Genomic DNA, 16,751 nt, shown 5'->3' on the forward strand with positions numbered 1-16,751 from the left:
GAAATCATTTCAATTTCTTCAAACTAAAAGCACCCAACAAGAACGTCATGGAAGTGCAGAATTGATTCACATCGGCAATCAGAAAATCAACCAAAAGCTTCGGTGAGGCAGCTGATTGTGCTGAAGGCAATCAGTTCACTGGTTCGAGCTTGAGCAACCGTGCCGATAGCGCTGCGCGATCGAAACCCGCGACAACACACAACAACACCAGCACCCGTGCTTTCTGGGGATTGAGGTGGCCTGCCGCCAGCAGCCCCAGCCGTTCATCCTCAGGGCACCCATGCACGGGCCCTGATCCACAGCGGTTGGCACGCAGCATCAGCGGCCGCTTCCCTTGCCAAGCCTGAAGCGCCGAACGCTCAGCGGCGGACAACTGGCCGGCACCCGTACCGGTGAACACCAGCCCCTCAACACCGGCCTCGAGCAATGCCGTCAGCACACGAGCATCGGGCTCCACACACCCGTAAAAGATGGCCACCTGCGGCCATTGCTCCGGTAAAGCGAGCTCTGCAAAGGGCACTTGCCGTGATCCGCTCGCCGTTGACAGATGCACGCCAACATCATCCACCCAGCCCAGCGGTCCGCTGCCTGGACTGGCAAAGGCTCCCACCCCCTGGGTGGCCACCTTGGTGACCCGCTGGGCGCCATGGATCTGGCCATCCATCACCACCAGCACGCCGTGGCCATGGGCTTCGGGGCTCAACGCCACCTGCACGCCTTGAAACAGGTTGAGCGGCCCATCGGCACTGAGGGCCGTGGCCGGACGCATCGCTCCCACCAGGACGACGGGTCGAGGGTCATCGATCAGCAGTTGAAGCAGCCAGGCCGTCTCTTCCAACGTGTTGGTGCCATGGGTGATCACCACTCCGGCCAGCTCTGGATCTGCCGCAAAGGCATCACGAATGCGCCCCACCAACGCGCGCCAATGGTCAAACAACAGGTCAGCGCTGTCGACATTGGCGATCTGCACCACCGTGATATCCGCAAACCCCTGCAACTGCGGAAGCGCCGCCAGCAGGTCGTCTCCGGCCATGACACCGGCGGTGTAGGCATTGAGCTGGGTCGCCTCGGCAGCACGCCCGGCAATGGTTCCACCGGTGGCCAGCAGCAGCAGACGCGTCACGGGTCGATGGCGAGGAAAGCCTCCAGGAAACGCTGCATCTGACTGCTTGTGCCGAGGCTGACGCGCAGGGAGCCATCGATCAGCGGTTTGCCAGCCATCGAACGCACCAGGATTCCGGCTGCGCGCAGATCCGCCTCCACCTCGAGGGGAGGACGCTTCGGCCAGATCAGCAGATAGTTTCCGCCGTCGCAGTGATGACGGAGTCCTGCAGCCTTCAGACCCTCCAGGGTCAAGGCGCGGGCGCGCAGCACCTCGGCGACGTAGGCATCCACGTAGGACTGATCCGCCAGCGCCGCGAATGCCGCAGCCACAGCCACGCTGTTGACGTCGTACGGACCCGTGACGCGGCTCACCCGATCGACGACATCGGCATGACCAATGGCAAAGCCGATGCGCAGACCCGCCAGCCCGGCGGTTTTGGCCAGTGAGCGCAACACCAGCACATTCGGCGTGGCCGAGAAATCAGCGCACGGCAGCACACTGTCGCCGGTGAACGCCTCATACAACTCGTCCACCACCACCAGCGTGGTGGGGGCTGCGGTCGCCAGTTCAAGAATCCGCTGCGGCTCCAGACGTGTTCCCGTGGGGTTGTTGGGGTTGCAGATCAGCAGCAGCCGCGGCGATCGTGCCTCGAGAGCCTCACGAATCATCTCCAGAGGAAAGGAGAACCCCGCACCGTCGTAGGGAATCGCCTCGATCTCCATCCCCTGCATGCGCGCACAGGGGCTGTAGTAGCCGAAGGTGGGAGCCGTGGTCAGCAGACGGTCTCCGGCATCGCCATAGGCCTGAAACACCGCATGAATCGCGGCATCAACGCCGTTGAACACGCCGACTTGATGCGGCTGCAGTCCGGCACGGCAACCGGTCTCCAGCAGGTTGCGGACCACCGCCTCCTGCAGCCCGTCGTACTCGGGATAAACAGCGATCTCCTCGCTGCTGAAACTCCGCAGCACCTGGGCCACCAGCGGGCTGGGACCGATGGTGTTCTCGTTGAAATCCAGTCGCAGGAGATCACGACGTCCTTCCAGAGGTGCGCTGTAGCCCTTCAGGTTTTCAACGGCAGGACGGGCCGCAGGGGCACCGGCCGGCGTGAAGCGGCGCTCGGCTTGACTCACATGCGATCCAGGGTGGCGATGCCCAGCAGTCCGAGCCCCAGTCTGAGGGTGTCAGCGGTCAGGCGGCAGAGGGCCAGCCGAGACGGCAGTGCCTCGGTTGGCGCCTTCAGCACAGACACCTGGTCGTAGAAGCGGTTAAACACCTGGCTGAGCTCGAACAGATAGCTGCACAGACGATTGGGCAGTAACTCCTCCTCCACCTCCGCGATCACCGCATCGAACTTCAGCAGCTCCCGCACCAGGGCCCATTCCTGGGGCTCGGTGAACGCCAGCTGAGCCGTGGACGCCTCCAGGTCGCCCCCCTTGCGGGCAATGCCGGCGATGCGCACCACGGCATACAGCAGATACGGCGCCGTGTTGCCCTGCAGCGCCAGCATCCGGTCGAAGGAGAACTGGTAATTGGTGATCCGGTTCTGGCTGAGGTCGGCGTACTTCACAGCCGCCAAACCAACAGTTCCCGCCACATGCTGGATGAACTCCTCCGACTCGCTGCGCTCCTCCTGCTTCAGACGCGAGCGCAGGTCGGCCTCAGCCCTCTCCACCGCTTCATCGAGAAGATCTCGCAGGCGCACCGTGTCGCCGGATCGGGTCTTGAGCTTCTTGCCGTCCTCCCCCTGAACCAAACCGAAGGGAACGTGCTCAAGGCGAGCTCCATCGGGGATCCAACCGGCCCGCTCGGCCACCTGGAACACCCCCGCGAAATGGTTCGCCTGGCCGGCATCGGTCACGTAGATGACGCGGCGGGCGCCATCCCCCTCAGGGCCATCACCGAATCGATAGCGGATCGCCGCCAGATCGGTGGTGGCGTAATTGAAGCCGCCATCGCTCTTGCGCACGATCACCGGCAGGGGTTGGCCGTCCTTGCCCTGCACTCCTTCGAGGAACACGCACTGGGCACCGTCATCGGTGACCAGCAACTCAGCGTCCTTCAAGCCATCCACCACCGCCGGCAGGAACGGGTTGTAGAACGACTCACCGCGCTCGCTCAGGCGGATATCGAGGCGGTCGTAGATCTTTTGGAATTCACGGCGCGACTGATCGCAGAGCAGTCCCCAGGCCTTCAGCGAAACGGGGTCGCCCCCCTGCAGCTTCACCACCTCGTCCCGGGATGTGGTCTGGAAGGCTTCGTCCTCATCGAACCGCTTCTTGGCCTCGCGGTAGAACGCCACCAGATCGCCGAGATCCACGGCGTCCGCTGTCTCCAGCGCTTCGGGAGCCACCTGCTTGAGGTGGGTGATCAGCATCCCGAACTGGGTGCCCCAGTCGCCCACATGATTGAGGCGCAGCACCGGATGGCCGCGGAACTCCAGCACCCGCGCCAACGAGTCGCCGATGATCGTGGAGCGCAGGTGCCCCACATGCATCTCCTTGGCGATGTTGGGGCTGGAGAAGTCCACCACCACCGGTGAGGTGTTCTCCGCCGCCGGCACCCCGAGGCGTGCGTCCCCGAGCCGGGCAGCCACCTCAGCCGCCAGCCGCTCCGGGCGAAGGGTGAGGTTGATGAAACCAGGTCCGGCGATCTGAGGCTCCAGGCAGAGATCGGTGAAGTCGGGGTCGGCCTGTAGCTGCTCCAGGATCGCTGAGGCGATCTGCCGCGGCGCCTGTTTCAGCGGCTTGGCCAGCGGCAGGGCACCGTTGGCCTGGAAATCACCGAATTCCGGCTTGCTGGCAGGCGCCAGCTGCGGATCTAATGGCCCATCGGCTTCGGGGAAGGCCCGTGCCATCGCCGCCCGCAGCTGGGCGTCCAGGGTGTGGGACAGGCTGAGCATCCGCGCCGGAACATCCGGCTCCGATCATCCCTCTTCAGGTGAAGCGCATGCTCAGATCGAGCCAGCGGCTGCGGGTGACCGGTGCACTGGTGGAAATCAGATCGATGCCACTGGCCGCATAGGCCTTCAGATCTTCGGGTTGAACGCCAGAGGCCTCCAGCACCACGCCATTCGTCCTGAGCTCTCGCAGACGAGGCACCAGAACGATGAGCTGCTCTGGGGTGAACTCGTCCAGCAGCACCCCATCGGCTCCGGCCTGCACCGCTTCGCAGGCCTGGTGGTCGGTTTCCGCCTCCACGATCACCCGTGTCGGCCAGGGGGCCTGACGCCGCACCGCCGCGATCGCCGCCGTGATGCCCCCCGCCCAGGCGATGTGGTTCTCCTTGAGCATGGCCGCGTCATCCAGCCCCATGCGGTGGTTGATGCCGCCGCCGCAGCGGACGGCGTATTTCTCCAGCAACCGCAGCCCTGGTGTCGTCTTGCGGGTATCGGCCAGCCGCACACCCGAGCCCTGGAGCTGGGCCACCAGCTCGGCGGTGGCCGTGGCGATCCCGGACAGACGCATGGCCAGGTTCAAGGCCGTGCGCTCGCCAGCCACCAGAGCTTCGGCGGCTCCCTCCAGCTCCAGCAGGCGGGCATCCGATGCGACGGCAGCTCCCTCCTCCACCAGCAGTCGGACACGCACCCCGGGGTCCAGACGCTGGAACAGCCGCTCCACCAGAGGGCCTCCACAGAAACGGCCGGGCTGCTTGGCGATCCAGTGCGCCGCTCCCGTCCGGCCACGGAGAGCGGTCGCCGTGAGATCACCGCGACCGATGTCCTCCTCCAGCCACTGATCGAGGGCACGGATGAGTGCCGGAGCCTGCCAGTCCACACCGCGATCAGGAGCTCCGGCGAGCCTATTTGCCGATGCAGAACCGCGAGAACACGCGGTCCAGCACCGCCTCCGTGAGCTCCTCACCGGTGATCTCCCCCAGGGCCCGGATGGCGTCCCGAAGATCGATCGTCCAGAAATCCCAGGGCAGCTGCTGCTCCGCCACCTCACGGCTGCGGGCCAGAGCCGCGGCAGCCGCAGCGGCCAGATCCCGCTGACGCTCATTGAGAGCCAGCAACATGCCACCGGTGTCGGCAGCACCGCAGGCCCCCAGCAAGGCCTGGATCAGCTGCTCCTCCCCATCGCCATGCAGCGCCGAGACGCTCACCTCCGCAGGCTCCTGACAGGGCCCTTGCTGCAGATCGGCCTTGTTGGCCACGATCAGGCGCGGCACTCCAACGGGAATCCTGGCCAGCAGAGCGGCATCAGCGGGGGTCCAGCCGATCGAACCGTCGATGATCAGCAGCACCAGGTCCGCCGTGGCGAGGGCCTGTTCACTGCGGGCGATGCCCATCTGTTCGACCACATCCTGCGTGGCACGAATGCCGGCGGTGTCGAGCAGGGTGATCGGCACACCGTCCAGAACGATCTCGCTCTCCAGCAGGTCGCGTGTGGTGCCGGGCAGTTCCGTCACAATGGCGCGCTCCCGCCGGCTGAGCCGGTTCAGCAGGGAGCTCTTGCCGACATTGGGGCGACCCACCAGGGCCACCCGCAGGCCGCTCCGCACGGAGTCGCTCCGCTCCCCGTCCGCCACCAGGGCGAGGAGCTCCTGGCGCACCGTCTGCAGCTCCAGCAGCAGGGCCTCACCATCCAGCGGCGGCAGGTCCTCCTCGAAATCCACCCGTGCCTCCAGCTCCGTGAGCTGGTCCAGCAACCGCTCCCGGAGTGCCGTGATCCGCTGCTGAATGCCTCCATCCAGCCCGGCCATGGCCAGATCCGCAGCCCGACGGCTGCGGGCCGCCACCAGTTCACTGATCGCTTCAGCCTGGGTGAGATCGAGGCGGCCATTCAGAACCGCCCGCTGGCTGAATTCACCCGGCAACGCCCGACGCACTCCGGGCTGGGCCAGCACACGCTCCAGCACCTGCTGCACGGCGATGACGCCGCCGTGGCAGTGAATCTCCACCACGTCTTCGCCGGTGAAGCTGCGGGGGCCACGCATCAGCAGCAGCAGCACCTCGTCGAGGCGCCTGGATCGGCCTGCATCCAGCACGTGGCCGTACAGGATCCGGTGGCTGTTCCAGTCCTGCCGGCCGGGACAGACCACCACGGCCCGTCCGATCGCCTCAGCGTCAGGCCCGGAGAGGCGGATCACGGCGATTCCCCCCTGCCCCGGAGCCACCGCTGTGGCCACGGCAGCGATGGTGTCGGTCGGGTTCAGAGAGATCGGCTGCAACGGGGAATCCCATTCCTAGGATCCACCCCATCCGCGGCGACACCCCCGATTCCATGCTCCAGGGCACCGGCGAGCGACTGCAGCGGGGCCTCCAGTGGATCTGGGCACAGGAGGGCAGTCCTGCCTGCCGTGCCCGGGGGCTGGCCGCGGGGGTGTTCTGCGGTTGCTTCCCCTTCTTCGGGCTGCAGATGATCCTCAGCGTTGGGGTGGCCGCCATGATTCGCGGCAATCCACTGCTGGCCGCGGCCGGCACGCTGGTGAGCAACCCCCTCACCTACGTTCCGCTCTACTGGTTCAACTATCTGGTGGGCCGCCGGGTGCTTGGACCCGGCTCGGCGGACACCGAATGGGACGACATCACCCGCAGCACCCTCTGGGCCCAGGGCTGGGATTTCACCAACCGCATCCTGCTGGGATCGGTTGTGGTGGGAGCCGTTCTGGCCCTGCTTCTGGGACTGCTGGCCTACGGATTGTTCCGACGCCGTCAGGCGCTCACAGAGGCCGGTCGCTCCCTGGACTGACTGGTCTGACGCGGCAGGGCAGCTATCCGACTCCGGTGCGAGCGATGTCGATGACATCCGCCATCGATCGGATCTGATTCATCGTGTGGGTGAGCTGGTCGGAACCGCTGAGTTCCACCCGCAGATCGATAGGGGCCGGACGACCCTGGGCGGTCTTGACCCTGGCGTCGCTGACATTGATGGCCCCGTCGGAAAGACGCATCAGGATGTCCTTGAGAATGCCGACGCGGTCGATCACCTCGATCCTCAGCTGCGCCGGGAAGCGATGCTGCCCCGTGCTGGCCTCGGAGTTCCAACGGACGGGCAGACGCCGTTCCGTGGGGATCGTCTCCACGTTGGCGCAACTCTGCCGGTGAACCGTGATGCCGTGGTTGCCGAGAGCGACCGTGCCGACGATGGCTTCTCCCGGCAGCGGGCTGCAGCAGCCACCCAGCCGGTAATCCAGCCCCTCGATCCCGAGGATGGCCCCCTCACCGACCCCGCGGCGCTCCCTGTCCGCGCTGGCATCCCGCTGAGGCACGAGAGCCCGCGCCAGTTCCTCATCAGCGGCGGGAGGCACCTCACGTTCGGCCAGCAGCCGGATCTCTTCCCGCAGACGGTTGAGCACCTGATGCAGGGTGACGGCTCCAAATCCCAGTGAGGCCAGCAGGTCATCGGTGGAGGGCACATTGCAGCGCTGGGCCACGCGGGCCATCGCTTCACCACTCAGCAGCACCTCGAAGCCGTCACGACCCAGCTCCCGTTCCAGCAGCTGCTTGCCGCGCTCGATCGTCTCGTCACGGTGGCTGCGCTTGTACCACTGTCTGATGCGATTGCGCGCTGTGGGTGTGGCGACGAAATTCAGCCAGTCCAGGCTTGGGTGAGCGGTCTTGCTGGTGAGGATCTGGACGAAATCACCGTTGTGCAGCGATGTCGCCAACGGACACAACCGATCGTTGATGCGCGCCCCGTGGCAGTGGTTCCCCACTTCGGAGTGAATGCGGTAAGCGAAGTCCACGGCCGTGGATCCCTTGCGCAGGCCCACCACATCACCCTTGGGTGTGAACACGAAGACCTCCTCATCAAAAAGGTCCTCCTTGATCGATGCGAGGTAGTCGTTGTGGTCGTCACTGCCGCCCTCCTGCTGCCAGTCCACCAGCTGCCGCAGCCAGTTGAAGCGCTCGGCATCACTGCTGCTGCTCGCCGGTGACCCCCCCTCCTTGTATTTCCAGTGAGCGGCGATGCCGAATTCCGCCACGCGATGCATCTCGATGGTGCGGATCTGCACCTCGATCGGCCGGTGGCGGCCGATCACGGCCGTGTGCAGGGACTGGTAGCCGTTCGGCTTGGGGAGACCGATGTAGTCCTTGAAACGACCGGGAATCGGTCGGAAGCTGTCATGCACCACCGCCAGAGCGCGGTAGCAGGCCTCGACACTGGGCGTGATGATCCGAAGAGCCGCCACGTCATAGATCTCGTGGAAGGCCTTCTGGTGGCGCTGCATCTTGCTCCAGATGCCGTAGAGGTGCTTCGGACGTCCGCTGACCTCACATCCTGAAAGGCCCGCCTGACCGAGGCGGTCATTCAGCAGCGACACCGTGACCGCCAGACGCTCCTCGCGCTCGCTGCGCTTGCTGGCCACCTCATGCTGAATCTCCCGGAAGGCCTCGGGCTCCAGCAGCTTGAAGGCGAGGTCCTCCAGTTCCCATTTGAAGCGGCCGATGCCGAGCCTGTTCGCCAGAGGCGCGTAGATCTCCCGGGTCTCGCGGGCGATGCGCTGCTGCTTCTCGGACTTGAGCGCACCGAGGGTGCGCATGTTGTGGAGGCGATCGGCCAGCTTCACGAGCACCACTCGGATGTCGCTGGCCATCGCCAGGAACATCTTCCGCAGGTTCTCCGCCTGGGCTTCGGTTCGATTGTTGAAGTGAATGCCGCCGAGCTTGGTCACCCCCTCCACGAGCTCTCGCACCTCAGCGCCGAAGTGCTGCTGGATCTGATCCGGCGTGACGTCGGTGTCCTCCACCACGTCGTGCAGGAAGCCGGCAGCGATGACACTGGCGCTGGCTCCGATGTCCCTGAGCAGATCCGCCACCGCCACCGGGTGAACGATGTAGGGATCGCCACTGGCGCGGAACTGGCCCTCGTGGAGCTGGAATCCGAAATCAAAGGCCGAGACCAGCAGGGCCTCTGGATCCGTGGGGCAGCTCTGGCCGATTCCGGGGGGAACGTTGCTGATGCACTGACGCAGCCACTCCGGCAGCGGGATGGCGTAGTCGTCCGGATTGCGGATCGCATGTCGCCGCAGTTCAGGAAGGCCGCAGGAGACCGGAACGGGACCGGCATCGGTCCGGGGCACATCCGGTGTTGAAGCGGCGTCGAGCATCCGACCCGGCGGGTCAATCCATGGTATTCAGTGCTGGGGTCTTCGTCTCTGCTCCCCCTGCCCTGTCCATGTCCCGGCCGGTTCTGGAGCTCGAGCAGCTGCGACTGCGCTACCCAGGCAACGATCACTGGACGTTGAACGGACTCGATCTGACCCTCGAGGCCGGTGAAACCCTGGCCCTGGTTGGATCCTCAGGCTGCGGCAAGAGCACGGTGGCGCGTGCGGTGCTGCAGCTGCTGCCGCCGGGGAGTCGCTGCGAAGGGCGGCTTCAGCTCACAGGCAGCGACCCGAGAGAACTGGATCGGGCGGCTCTCCGTCATCTGCGTGGTCAGGCCGCCGGACTGGTGTTTCAGGACCCGATGACCCGCCTCAATCCCCTGATGCCGATCGGAAGCCATCTGATCGACACCCTGCAGGCGCACCGACCGGAAAGTTCCGCCCGCTGGCGCCGTCAGCGCGCCGAGGAACTGCTGGAGCGGGTGGGAATCGGCACCGGTCGGATCCGGGCCTATCCCCACGAACTCAGCGGCGGCATGCGGCAACGTCTGGCCATTGCCCTGGCGATCGCCCTGGAACCGCCACTGCTGATTGCCGACGAACCCACCACCAGCCTCGATGTGGCCGTTGCCGGTCAGGTGATGGCGGAACTGAGCGGTCTCTGCAAGGAGCTCGGCAGCGCCCTGCTTCTGATCAGTCACGATCTGGCGATGGCGGCCCGCTGGTGTGAACGGATGGCGATGCTCGATGGGGGCCGCAAGGTGGACGATGGCCCGAGCCGGCAGCTGCTCCGCGAGCCGCGATCGGATGTCGGTCAGCGCCTCGTCGCCTCGGCGCGGGCCAGAGAGGGGGGACGCTCCCCGAAGCGACCGGATCGGGAAACGGTTCTGCAGGTCGAGGAGATGCGCTGCTGGCATGCCATCGGAGGCATGCCCTGGGCACCGGTGTGGCTGAAGGCGGTGGAAGGGGTGAGCTTCAACCTGCGGGCCGGCGAGACGCTGGGAGTGGTCGGTGCCTCCGGCTGCGGCAAGAGCACCCTTTGCCGCGCCCTGATGGGCCTGAACAGCATCCGCGGCGGGCGGGTCGATCTGCTCGGACAAGACCTGCTGAAACTGCGCGGTGAGAAGCTGCGCAGCGCCCGGCGGGCGCTTCAGATGGTCTTCCAGGATCCACTGGCCTGTCTGAATCCGGCCCTGCCGGTGGTCGATGCGATTGCAGACCCCCTGCTGATCCATGGGATTGCAACGAAGGCTTCAGCGCGGGAACGGGCCCGCAGCCTGCTGGAGCGGGTCGGGCTCAGTCCGGTGGAACAGTTTCAGCACCGCCTGCCCCGACAGCTATCGGGCGGCCAGCAGCAGCGGGTGGCGATTGCCCGCGCCCTGGCCCTTGAGCCCAAGGTGGTCATCTGCGATGAGAGCGTCAGCATGCTGGATGCGGAAGTGCAGGCCGAGGTGCTCAGCCTGTTGCGGGACCTGCAGCACCAGCTGGGCCTGGCGATGATCTTCGTGACCCACGACCTCTCCGTCGCCAGCGGCTTCTGTCATCGCGTGATCGTTCTCGACAAGGGGCGGATCGTTGAGGAGGGCCCCGGTGATCGGCTGTTCGAAGCCCCTCAGGCCCCGATCAGTCGCCTGCTCGTCGAGGCCTGCCCCCGGCTTCCGCGCTGAAGGGATCGTCAGGCAACGCGGGGAAGATCCACAACGATCAGACGGCGGCGGATCGGCAGGGGAACGATCTCGTTGCGGATCGAACGCATCAACGAGGCCAGCCAGACCCTGCGGCAGCGGACACGGATGACCATCGATCAGCAGAGTGCGTAACGCCACCATCCAAGGCGCGGCCAAGGAAATGTCCAGCCTCTGTGACAGCTGAGGGTCGGATTCTCAACCGGTTCGTCGGCGCAGCACCGCGAGCAGTTTCTCCATCACCGGGGGCAAAGGGGCCTCGAACACCATCCGGTCGCCTGAGATGGGGTGGTCCAGTCCCAGCTGCAAAGCATGCAGAGCCTGACCTGGCAGGTCGATCGGCAGCTTGCGGCAGCGGCTGTAGCTGGGATCTCCCACCACCGGATGGTTCATGTGGGCGCAGTGCACCCGGATCTGATGCGTCCGACCGGTATCGAGCTTGAAACGCAACAGGGAGTAGTCGCCGAGCCGTTCCAGCAAGCTCCAGTGGGTGCAGGCATACCGGCCGGACTCACTGCTCACCACCGCATATTTCTTGCGGTCCGCCGGATGCCGGCCGATCGCACCAACGATCGTGCCGCTGTCCCCGTCAGGGACACCGTGAACCACGGCCAGATACTCCCTGGACGCGATCCGCTTCTGGATCTGAACCTGCAACCGCACCAGCGCCTCCTGGGATTTGGCGATGACGATGCAGCCGGTGGTGTCCTTGTCCAGTCGGTGCACGATTCCCGGGCGCAGCTTGCCGCTGATCCCAGGCAGATCAGGGCAGTGGTGCAGCAGGCCGTTCACCAAGGTGCCGTCTTTGTTGCCCGGCGCCGGATGCACCGTCAGCCCTGCCGGCTTGTTGAGCACGATCAGATGGTCGTCCTCAAACAGCACATCCAGATCCATCGGCTCCGGCTTGAGATAAGGCAGCGGCTCCGGTGGCGGCATCCACAACTGCACCTCATCCCCCTGACGCAGGGGTGTTTTGGCCTTGCCGGTCTTGCCGTTGACGCGCACATACCCCGCGTCGATGAACTTCTGAATCCGAGCCCGGCTCTGCTCCGTGCGCTGGCTGACCAGCCAACGGTCCAGCCGCATCGGCAGTGGTTTGGGATACAGGAGCGACAGCAGCTCTCCCTCCCCTTCGCCAAAGCGGTCCGTGAACGTCTCCTCCGGCAACGGCGGACGTTTCCACTGCGGACTCATGCCGGCAGCTCCAGGGCGATGCTGCCGAGGGCCGACCGGCGGAAATCATCCAACAGCCGCTGGGCCATGCGCGCGGTTTCCCCGGATGTGTGACGGGCCGCTGCGGCATCCAGCCAAAGGGCTGGGTCCGCCGTTTCACCGCTCAGGGGAATGCCATAACGATCCTGCAGCAATGGAATCCTCACCCCAGCCGCAGCCATCGATTCCACATCGAGCAGCATTTGTAGAAAGGCCTGAGCCACCAGTTCACCGTCGTAGGCGGCCTGGCCGATGTCGTCGCACAAGGCGAGCCGCAGGGCCGCCTGCTGGTCATCGAGTCGGGGAGGCAAAACCCCTGGTGCATCGAGCAGATCCAGGTCCTGCCCCAGGCGGACCCAGCGCAACGTTCGCGTCACCCCGGCTCGCCGGGCACTGGCCACCACCTTCTGCCGCACCAGACGATTGATCAGGGCGGACTTGCCCACGTTGGGGAACCCCAGCGTGAGGGCGCGCACGGGCCGCGGCCGCATACCCCGGCCGCGGCGGCGTTCGTTGAGCTGGTCGCCGGCACGGATCGCCGCCTGCTGCACCTGCTTCACGCCGGTCCCGGCCTTGGCATCACACCAAACCGTCTTCTGACCCTGGGCCTTGAACCAGGCCTCCCAGGCCTGCTTGGCGGCGGCGGTGACCATGTCGCGCCGGTTGATCACCAGAAGGTGCTGCTTGCCCTTCAACCAACGGTTGAGGTGGGGGTGGCCCGTGGCAAGAGGAATGCGGGCATCGCGCACCTCGATCACCAGATCCACCTTGTCGAGATGGCGTTTGAGCTGCTGCTCCGCCTTGGCGATGTGGCCCGGATACCACTGGATGGCAGGTGTGCTCACGGCACCACCAACACGGGGCATGGAGCGAACTGGATCACCCGGGCCGCCGTGCTCTCACCGTCACTGCTGAGATTCACACCTCGGGTGCCCATCACGATCACATCCACATTCATCTCGTCCGCCACATCACAGATGACAAAGGCCGGTTTGCCCTGCCGCTCCACCACCTCACAGGGGACTCCCGCCTGCTCCACCTGCTCACGGGTCTGCTGAAGAAGCTGTGCCACCACCCCATGGTCCTGCATCCCGGGCCGCTCCGCCTCCACCACAGACAGCAGCACCAGTCGACTGCTGTGACTGCGAGCCAGCTCCAGAGCCTTGGCGGCGGTCTCCAGAGCCTGACGGCTCCGATCGATGGGAAACAGGACAGTCTCGAACATGGCTCCTCCCTGATCCAGGAACACGGGGTTAATCTCCTCCCGATTTCTTACCGCACGACACAACCCCATGGCGAAGCGTTCCCTGGCCAGCCTCAATGCCGGAGACCTGAGCGGCAAACGCGTCCTCGTGCGGGTTGATTTCAATGTGCCCCTGAATGATGCCGGTGCCATCACCGACGACACCCGCATCCGCGCAGCGCTGCCCACGATCAATGACCTGACCGGTAAGGGCGCCAAGGTGATCCTCTCCGCCCACTTCGGACGCCCCAAGGGTCAGGTGAACGACGCCATGCGTCTCACCCCTGTGGCCGCCCGCCTGAGCGAGCTGCTGGGCAAGCCCGTGATCAAGACCGACAGCTGCATCGGCCCCGACGCCGAGGCCAAGGTGGCGGCCATGGCGGACGGAGACGTGGTGCTGCTTGAGAACGTGCGCTTCTTCGCCGAGGAAGAGAAGAACGAAGCCGGCTTCGCCGAGAAGCTCGCCGGTCTGGCCGAGGTGTACGTGAACGATGCCTTCGGTGCGGCCCACCGCGCCCACGCCTCCACCGAGGGTGTGACCAAGTTCCTCAAGCCCGCCGTGGCCGGCTTCCTGATGGAGAAGGAGCTTCAGTACCTCCAGGGCGCTGTCGATGAACCCAAACGTCCCCTCGCTGCCATCGTCGGCGGTTCCAAGGTGAGCTCCAAGATCGGCGTGCTCGAGGCCCTGATCGACAAGTGCGACAAGGTGCTGATCGGCGGCGGCATGATCTTCACCTTCTACAAGGCCCGCGGCCTCTCGGTGGGCAAGAGCCTGGTGGAAGAAGACAAGCTGGAGCTGGCCAAGGAGCTGGAAGCCAAGGCCAAGGCCAAGGGCGTCGAACTGCTGCTGCCCACGGATGTGGTGCTGGCCGACAACTTCGCCCCCGATGCCAACAGCCAGGTGGCCGATGTGACCGCCATCCCCGACGGCTGGATGGGTCTGGACATCGGTCCGGATGCGGTGAAGGTGTTCCAGGCCGCCCTGGGGGATTGTCAGACCGTGATCTGGAACGGCCCCATGGGCGTGTTCGAATTCGAGAAATTCGCCACCGGCACCAACGCCATCGCCACCACCCTGGCTGAGCTGAGCGGCAAGGGCTGCTGCACGATCATCGGGGGAGGTGACTCCGTGGCTGCTGTGGAGAAGGCCGGGCTCGCCGAGAAGATGTCCCACATCTCCACCGGTGGCGGCGCCAGCCTCGAACTGCTGGAAGGCAAGGTGCTGCCTGGCGTTGCTGCCCTGAACGAGGCCTGATCTCTGATCCGATTGCTCTCAGAACGACCATCGGCCCGCCCCTCACCGGGGGCGGGCTTTTTGCTGGCCTGAACCTCAGGAGGGGTTGTACCAGATGGGACTGGAGTAGGCCCGCTCCTGACTGGTGTAAGGCGCGTTGTCCGGCATCTCGTCGTAGAGATTGAAGTTCTTGCGGTCGTAGGCCAGCCAGGTGGGCGTCGGGATTTCCAAGACACGCACGTAATAGAAGGCCTTCTGGCTGGGATCAAAGGAGGGGTCGGTCCAGTGGGCCGTGAGGTTGGTGGCGCCGATGCTGTTGGTGTAGGTCGCCTCTCGAACATTCACGCTGGTGCCAACGGACGAAACCTTGCCGTCAGCGCCGCGGGTGCGCTGGTCGGCATCACTCCAGGAAACGTCAAACACCTGCTCGTGGGTCTTGCCGGCGTCATCCAGCCAACCTTTGACGATCTGAATGCGATCGAGATTGGCGCCATCAGGATCCTTGCGGGCCTGCACCAGCAACGACGGAACCTGGCCGTCGGCGGCCGCCATCAGATCACCACCCATGGGAACCCCTTTGGCGCAGGCGGCCGACGCCCAGTCAGCACCTTTGATCTCATCACCGGTGTAGTCGTAGCCGCCGTAGACCCGCACGGTCAGGCGGGTGCCGCTGGTGCCGAACACCTCTTTGCGGGCCATGGCATCCCAGAGGGCGGTCCGGGTGTTCCCGGACGCCCAGACCCCTGCCAAGCCGGAGGCCCCCAGCTGCAGGGCGGTGAGGTCGAGGGAGGCATCCTTCGCAGACTTGATCAGGACGTCTTTCCAGCGCTCCGGAATGGGTTCAAGGGCCGGTGACTTGCCCCACCAGTTGTCCTCTGCGGTGGAGGGCAGCGAGGAGTGGGAATCCGTTGAGCCGACCATGCCGAACTTGAACGGGTTCACCCCAAGCTCCTGCTCAAGCTTCAGGCCGCGGCGCAGGGCAGCACGGGCGTATTCGTAGGGGATCATCTCCGGCGTTGTCGGCTTGATTCCGCCGAGGTTGGAGTTATCGACGATGTTGAACCCGGCGAACTCATCCTCTGGAGACAGCAGGGGGTGGGTCTCCCCGGTGCCCTTGGCCTGCGTCACCTCGATCAGCGGCTCGAAGCGCTGGCGCATCCGCGCATAGTCGGCATCGATCGCAACACCGGTTTTCTGGTGCTGCGGCAGGAACATCGTGCCGCTGGAGAGGTTGCCGTTGTGGGGGATGGCCAACACACGCCCACCGGTCTGTTTCTCATAAGCCGCCATGAAGGCCCAGAGATCCTCAGCGTCTTCCGAATCGAAGGCGGAGAACGGAAGGATCTTGTCCGTCAGGGTTTTGTCATCCCGGAAGATCACGACACGGTGGAGGTTGCCGCCGCCGGGTTGGCTGGTCCACTCGTAGCCGATCAGGCTGGTGAAGGTGCCGGGGTCGTTGTAGCGCTCGGCCACCGTGTTGTTCATCTGCCAGACATTGGTCATGTAGGCGTCGTTGGAGATCAGGGCCTCAGATCCCTTGGCCATCCACTGGACAAGCAGATAGAAGGCTTCCCGGCCCTTGCCCGCCTTGAGCAGGTCGTGGAGTTCCTGACCCAGCGACGACTTGAGCAGTTCCGGGTTGGAGGTCTCGAGGCCCTGGGCGAGGCCAAGGTTCTCGGAATGGTCGGCCACCACCAGGAAATCAAGTGGGCGCTTCAGAGCCGCCTTCTGGCCGGTGTTGCTGGTGACGGTCTCACCGCGGGCAAAGCGATAGGCCTCGTCCAAGCCCAGCTTGGTGCCGGCCAGACCGGCATCCGGCGACAGGGCCGTGTGCAGGTGGGTGTCACCGAAATAGGCACGGTTGCCGCTCATGCACTGGGCCTCCGGACCGGTGCGTGCCGCTGCCGAGGCCTTGCTGCCGAGCCCCGCCCCAGGATCATTGCCGCAGGCGGTCAGTCCGGGGAGCAGGGCGATGACGCCTGACAGCAGAACACCAGGAAGACGTTGCATCAGCAGCACCGGAACCAGAGATGAATTCAGCTTCGGAGTCGAAACAGCACAGTGACAACCGAAACGGGATCCAGCAGGCAAAATCTCAACCGATTTGGACGAACTCAGGGTCTCCTCGATGAGCTGTGCCGGCTCCAAGCAGCAGCCCAGGTGATCGAGTCAGCTCAAATCCACTTCGATCACACGGTTTCTGGCTGCCGGTGGTCTGCC

14 protein-coding genes are annotated in these 16,751 nt (G+C 65.2%); 3 read left to right on the forward strand and 11 right to left on the reverse strand.

The window, feature by feature from the left end:
- Nucleotides 1-130 precede the first annotated feature (130 nt).
- From KR49_RS07115 to mnmE, 5 genes are read right to left on the reverse strand one after another with little or no spacing between them, the layout of a single operon-like run.
- On the reverse strand, nt 131-1,123 hold the full coding sequence (locus KR49_RS07115; protein WP_043693376.1) for an asparaginase: 993 nt from the start codon (nt 1,121-1,123) through the stop codon (nt 131-133).
- Nucleotides 1,120-2,238: a histidinol-phosphate transaminase gene (locus tag KR49_RS07120; RefSeq protein WP_043693383.1), complete on the reverse strand. Its 1,119-nt coding sequence runs from the start codon at nt 2,236-2,238 to the stop codon at nt 1,120-1,122. The genes KR49_RS07115 and KR49_RS07120 overlap by 4 nt, the downstream gene beginning before the upstream one ends.
- A complete protein-coding gene (gene argS / locus KR49_RS07125; protein WP_043693386.1) occupies nt 2,235-4,007 on the reverse strand; it encodes an arginine--tRNA ligase in 1,773 nt (590 codons plus the stop codon). Before argS ends, KR49_RS07120 begins: the two co-directional genes overlap by 4 nt.
- Before the next feature lie 34 nt (nt 4,008-4,041).
- The gene (nadC, locus tag KR49_RS07130) at nt 4,042-4,881 is read right to left on the reverse strand and encodes a carboxylating nicotinate-nucleotide diphosphorylase (RefSeq protein ID WP_043693389.1); all 840 of its coding nucleotides are present in this window, start codon (nt 4,879-4,881) and stop codon (nt 4,042-4,044) included.
- A 25-nt stretch (nt 4,882-4,906) separates the two neighbouring features.
- The gene (gene mnmE, locus KR49_RS07135) at nt 4,907-6,262 is read right to left on the reverse strand and encodes a tRNA uridine-5-carboxymethylaminomethyl(34) synthesis GTPase MnmE (RefSeq protein WP_156957251.1); all 1,356 of its coding nucleotides are present in this window, start codon (nt 6,260-6,262) and stop codon (nt 4,907-4,909) included.
- A 68-nt stretch (nt 6,263-6,330) separates the two neighbouring features.
- Between mnmE and KR49_RS07140 the strand changes: the two genes are divergently transcribed.
- A complete protein-coding gene (locus tag KR49_RS07140) occupies nt 6,331-6,798 on the forward strand; it encodes a DUF2062 domain-containing protein (protein WP_043693397.1) in 468 nt (155 codons plus the stop codon).
- Nucleotides 6,799-6,820: 22 nt separating this feature from the next.
- On the opposite strand, the gene KR49_RS07145 is transcribed toward KR49_RS07140, so the two are convergent.
- Nucleotides 6,821-9,160, reverse strand: coding sequence for a bifunctional (p)ppGpp synthetase/guanosine-3',5'-bis(diphosphate) 3'-pyrophosphohydrolase (locus KR49_RS07145; RefSeq protein WP_043693400.1), 2,340 nt, complete (start codon nt 9,158-9,160; stop codon nt 6,821-6,823).
- 20 nt (nt 9,161-9,180) lie between these two features.
- Between KR49_RS07145 and KR49_RS07150 the strand changes: the two genes are divergently transcribed.
- Nucleotides 9,181-10,824, forward strand: coding sequence for an ABC transporter ATP-binding protein (locus KR49_RS07150; RefSeq protein ID WP_043693405.1), 1,644 nt, complete (start codon nt 9,181-9,183; stop codon nt 10,822-10,824).
- A gap of 8 nt (nt 10,825-10,832) precedes the next feature.
- On the opposite strand, the gene KR49_RS14505 is transcribed toward KR49_RS07150, so the two are convergent.
- The 4 genes from KR49_RS14505 to KR49_RS07165 form a co-directional block, all read right to left on the reverse strand.
- Nucleotides 10,833-10,958, reverse strand: a complete 126-nt coding sequence (locus tag KR49_RS14505; protein WP_256381013.1) for a hypothetical protein — start codon at nt 10,956-10,958, stop codon at nt 10,833-10,835.
- An 82-nt stretch (nt 10,959-11,040) separates the two neighbouring features.
- A complete protein-coding gene (locus KR49_RS07155; protein WP_043693408.1) occupies nt 11,041-12,036 on the reverse strand; it encodes an RluA family pseudouridine synthase in 996 nt (331 codons plus the stop codon).
- Nucleotides 12,033-12,899 (reverse strand): ribosome biogenesis GTPase YlqF, encoded by an 867-nt coding sequence (ylqF, locus tag KR49_RS07160; RefSeq protein ID WP_043697059.1) that lies wholly within the window; start codon nt 12,897-12,899, stop codon nt 12,033-12,035. Before ylqF ends, KR49_RS07155 begins: the two co-directional genes overlap by 4 nt.
- On the reverse strand, nt 12,896-13,279 hold the full coding sequence (locus KR49_RS07165; RefSeq protein WP_043697061.1) for a universal stress protein: 384 nt from the start codon (nt 13,277-13,279) through the stop codon (nt 12,896-12,898). The genes ylqF and KR49_RS07165 overlap by 4 nt, the downstream gene beginning before the upstream one ends.
- A gap of 67 nt (nt 13,280-13,346) precedes the next feature.
- On the opposite strand from KR49_RS07165, the gene pgk reads away from it, so the two are divergent.
- On the forward strand, nt 13,347-14,552 hold the full coding sequence (gene pgk / locus KR49_RS07170; RefSeq protein WP_043693415.1) for a phosphoglycerate kinase: 1,206 nt from the start codon (nt 13,347-13,349) through the stop codon (nt 14,550-14,552).
- Nucleotides 14,553-14,627: 75 nt separating this feature from the next.
- On the opposite strand, the gene KR49_RS07175 is transcribed toward pgk, so the two are convergent.
- The gene (locus KR49_RS07175; RefSeq protein WP_043697064.1) at nt 14,628-16,541 is read right to left on the reverse strand and encodes a DUF3604 domain-containing protein; all 1,914 of its coding nucleotides are present in this window, start codon (nt 16,539-16,541) and stop codon (nt 14,628-14,630) included.
- Nucleotides 16,542-16,751: the final 210 nt, after the last annotated feature.

This window comes from Synechococcus sp. KORDI-49, from assembly GCF_000737575.1.
In the GTDB taxonomy this organism is placed as follows: domain Bacteria; phylum Cyanobacteriota; class Cyanobacteriia; order PCC-6307; family Cyanobiaceae; genus Parasynechococcus.

Coding starts and splice junctions, on each gene's coding strand:
- KR49_RS07140 (WP_043693397.1), top strand. CDS start 6,331: ATGCTCCAGGGCACCGGCGAGCGACTGCAGCGGGGCCTCCAGTGGATC.
- KR49_RS07145 (WP_043693400.1), bottom strand. CDS start 9,160: ATGCTCGACGCCGCTTCAACACCGGATGTGCCCCGGACCGATGCCGGT.
- KR49_RS07150 (WP_043693405.1), top strand. CDS start 9,181: ATGGTATTCAGTGCTGGGGTCTTCGTCTCTGCTCCCCCTGCCCTGTCC.
- pgk (WP_043693415.1), top strand. CDS start 13,347: ATGGCGAAGCGTTCCCTGGCCAGCCTCAATGCCGGAGACCTGAGCGGC.
- KR49_RS07155 (WP_043693408.1), bottom strand. CDS start 12,036: ATGAGTCCGCAGTGGAAACGTCCGCCGTTGCCGGAGGAGACGTTCACG.
- argS (WP_043693386.1), bottom strand. CDS start 4,007: ATGCTCAGCCTGTCCCACACCCTGGACGCCCAGCTGCGGGCGGCGATG.
- KR49_RS14505 (WP_256381013.1), bottom strand. CDS start 10,958: ATGGTCATCCGTGTCCGCTGCCGCAGGGTCTGGCTGGCCTCGTTGATG.
- KR49_RS07175 (WP_043697064.1), bottom strand. CDS start 16,541: ATGCAACGTCTTCCTGGTGTTCTGCTGTCAGGCGTCATCGCCCTGCTC.
- KR49_RS07165 (WP_043697061.1), bottom strand. CDS start 13,279: ATGTTCGAGACTGTCCTGTTTCCCATCGATCGGAGCCGTCAGGCTCTG.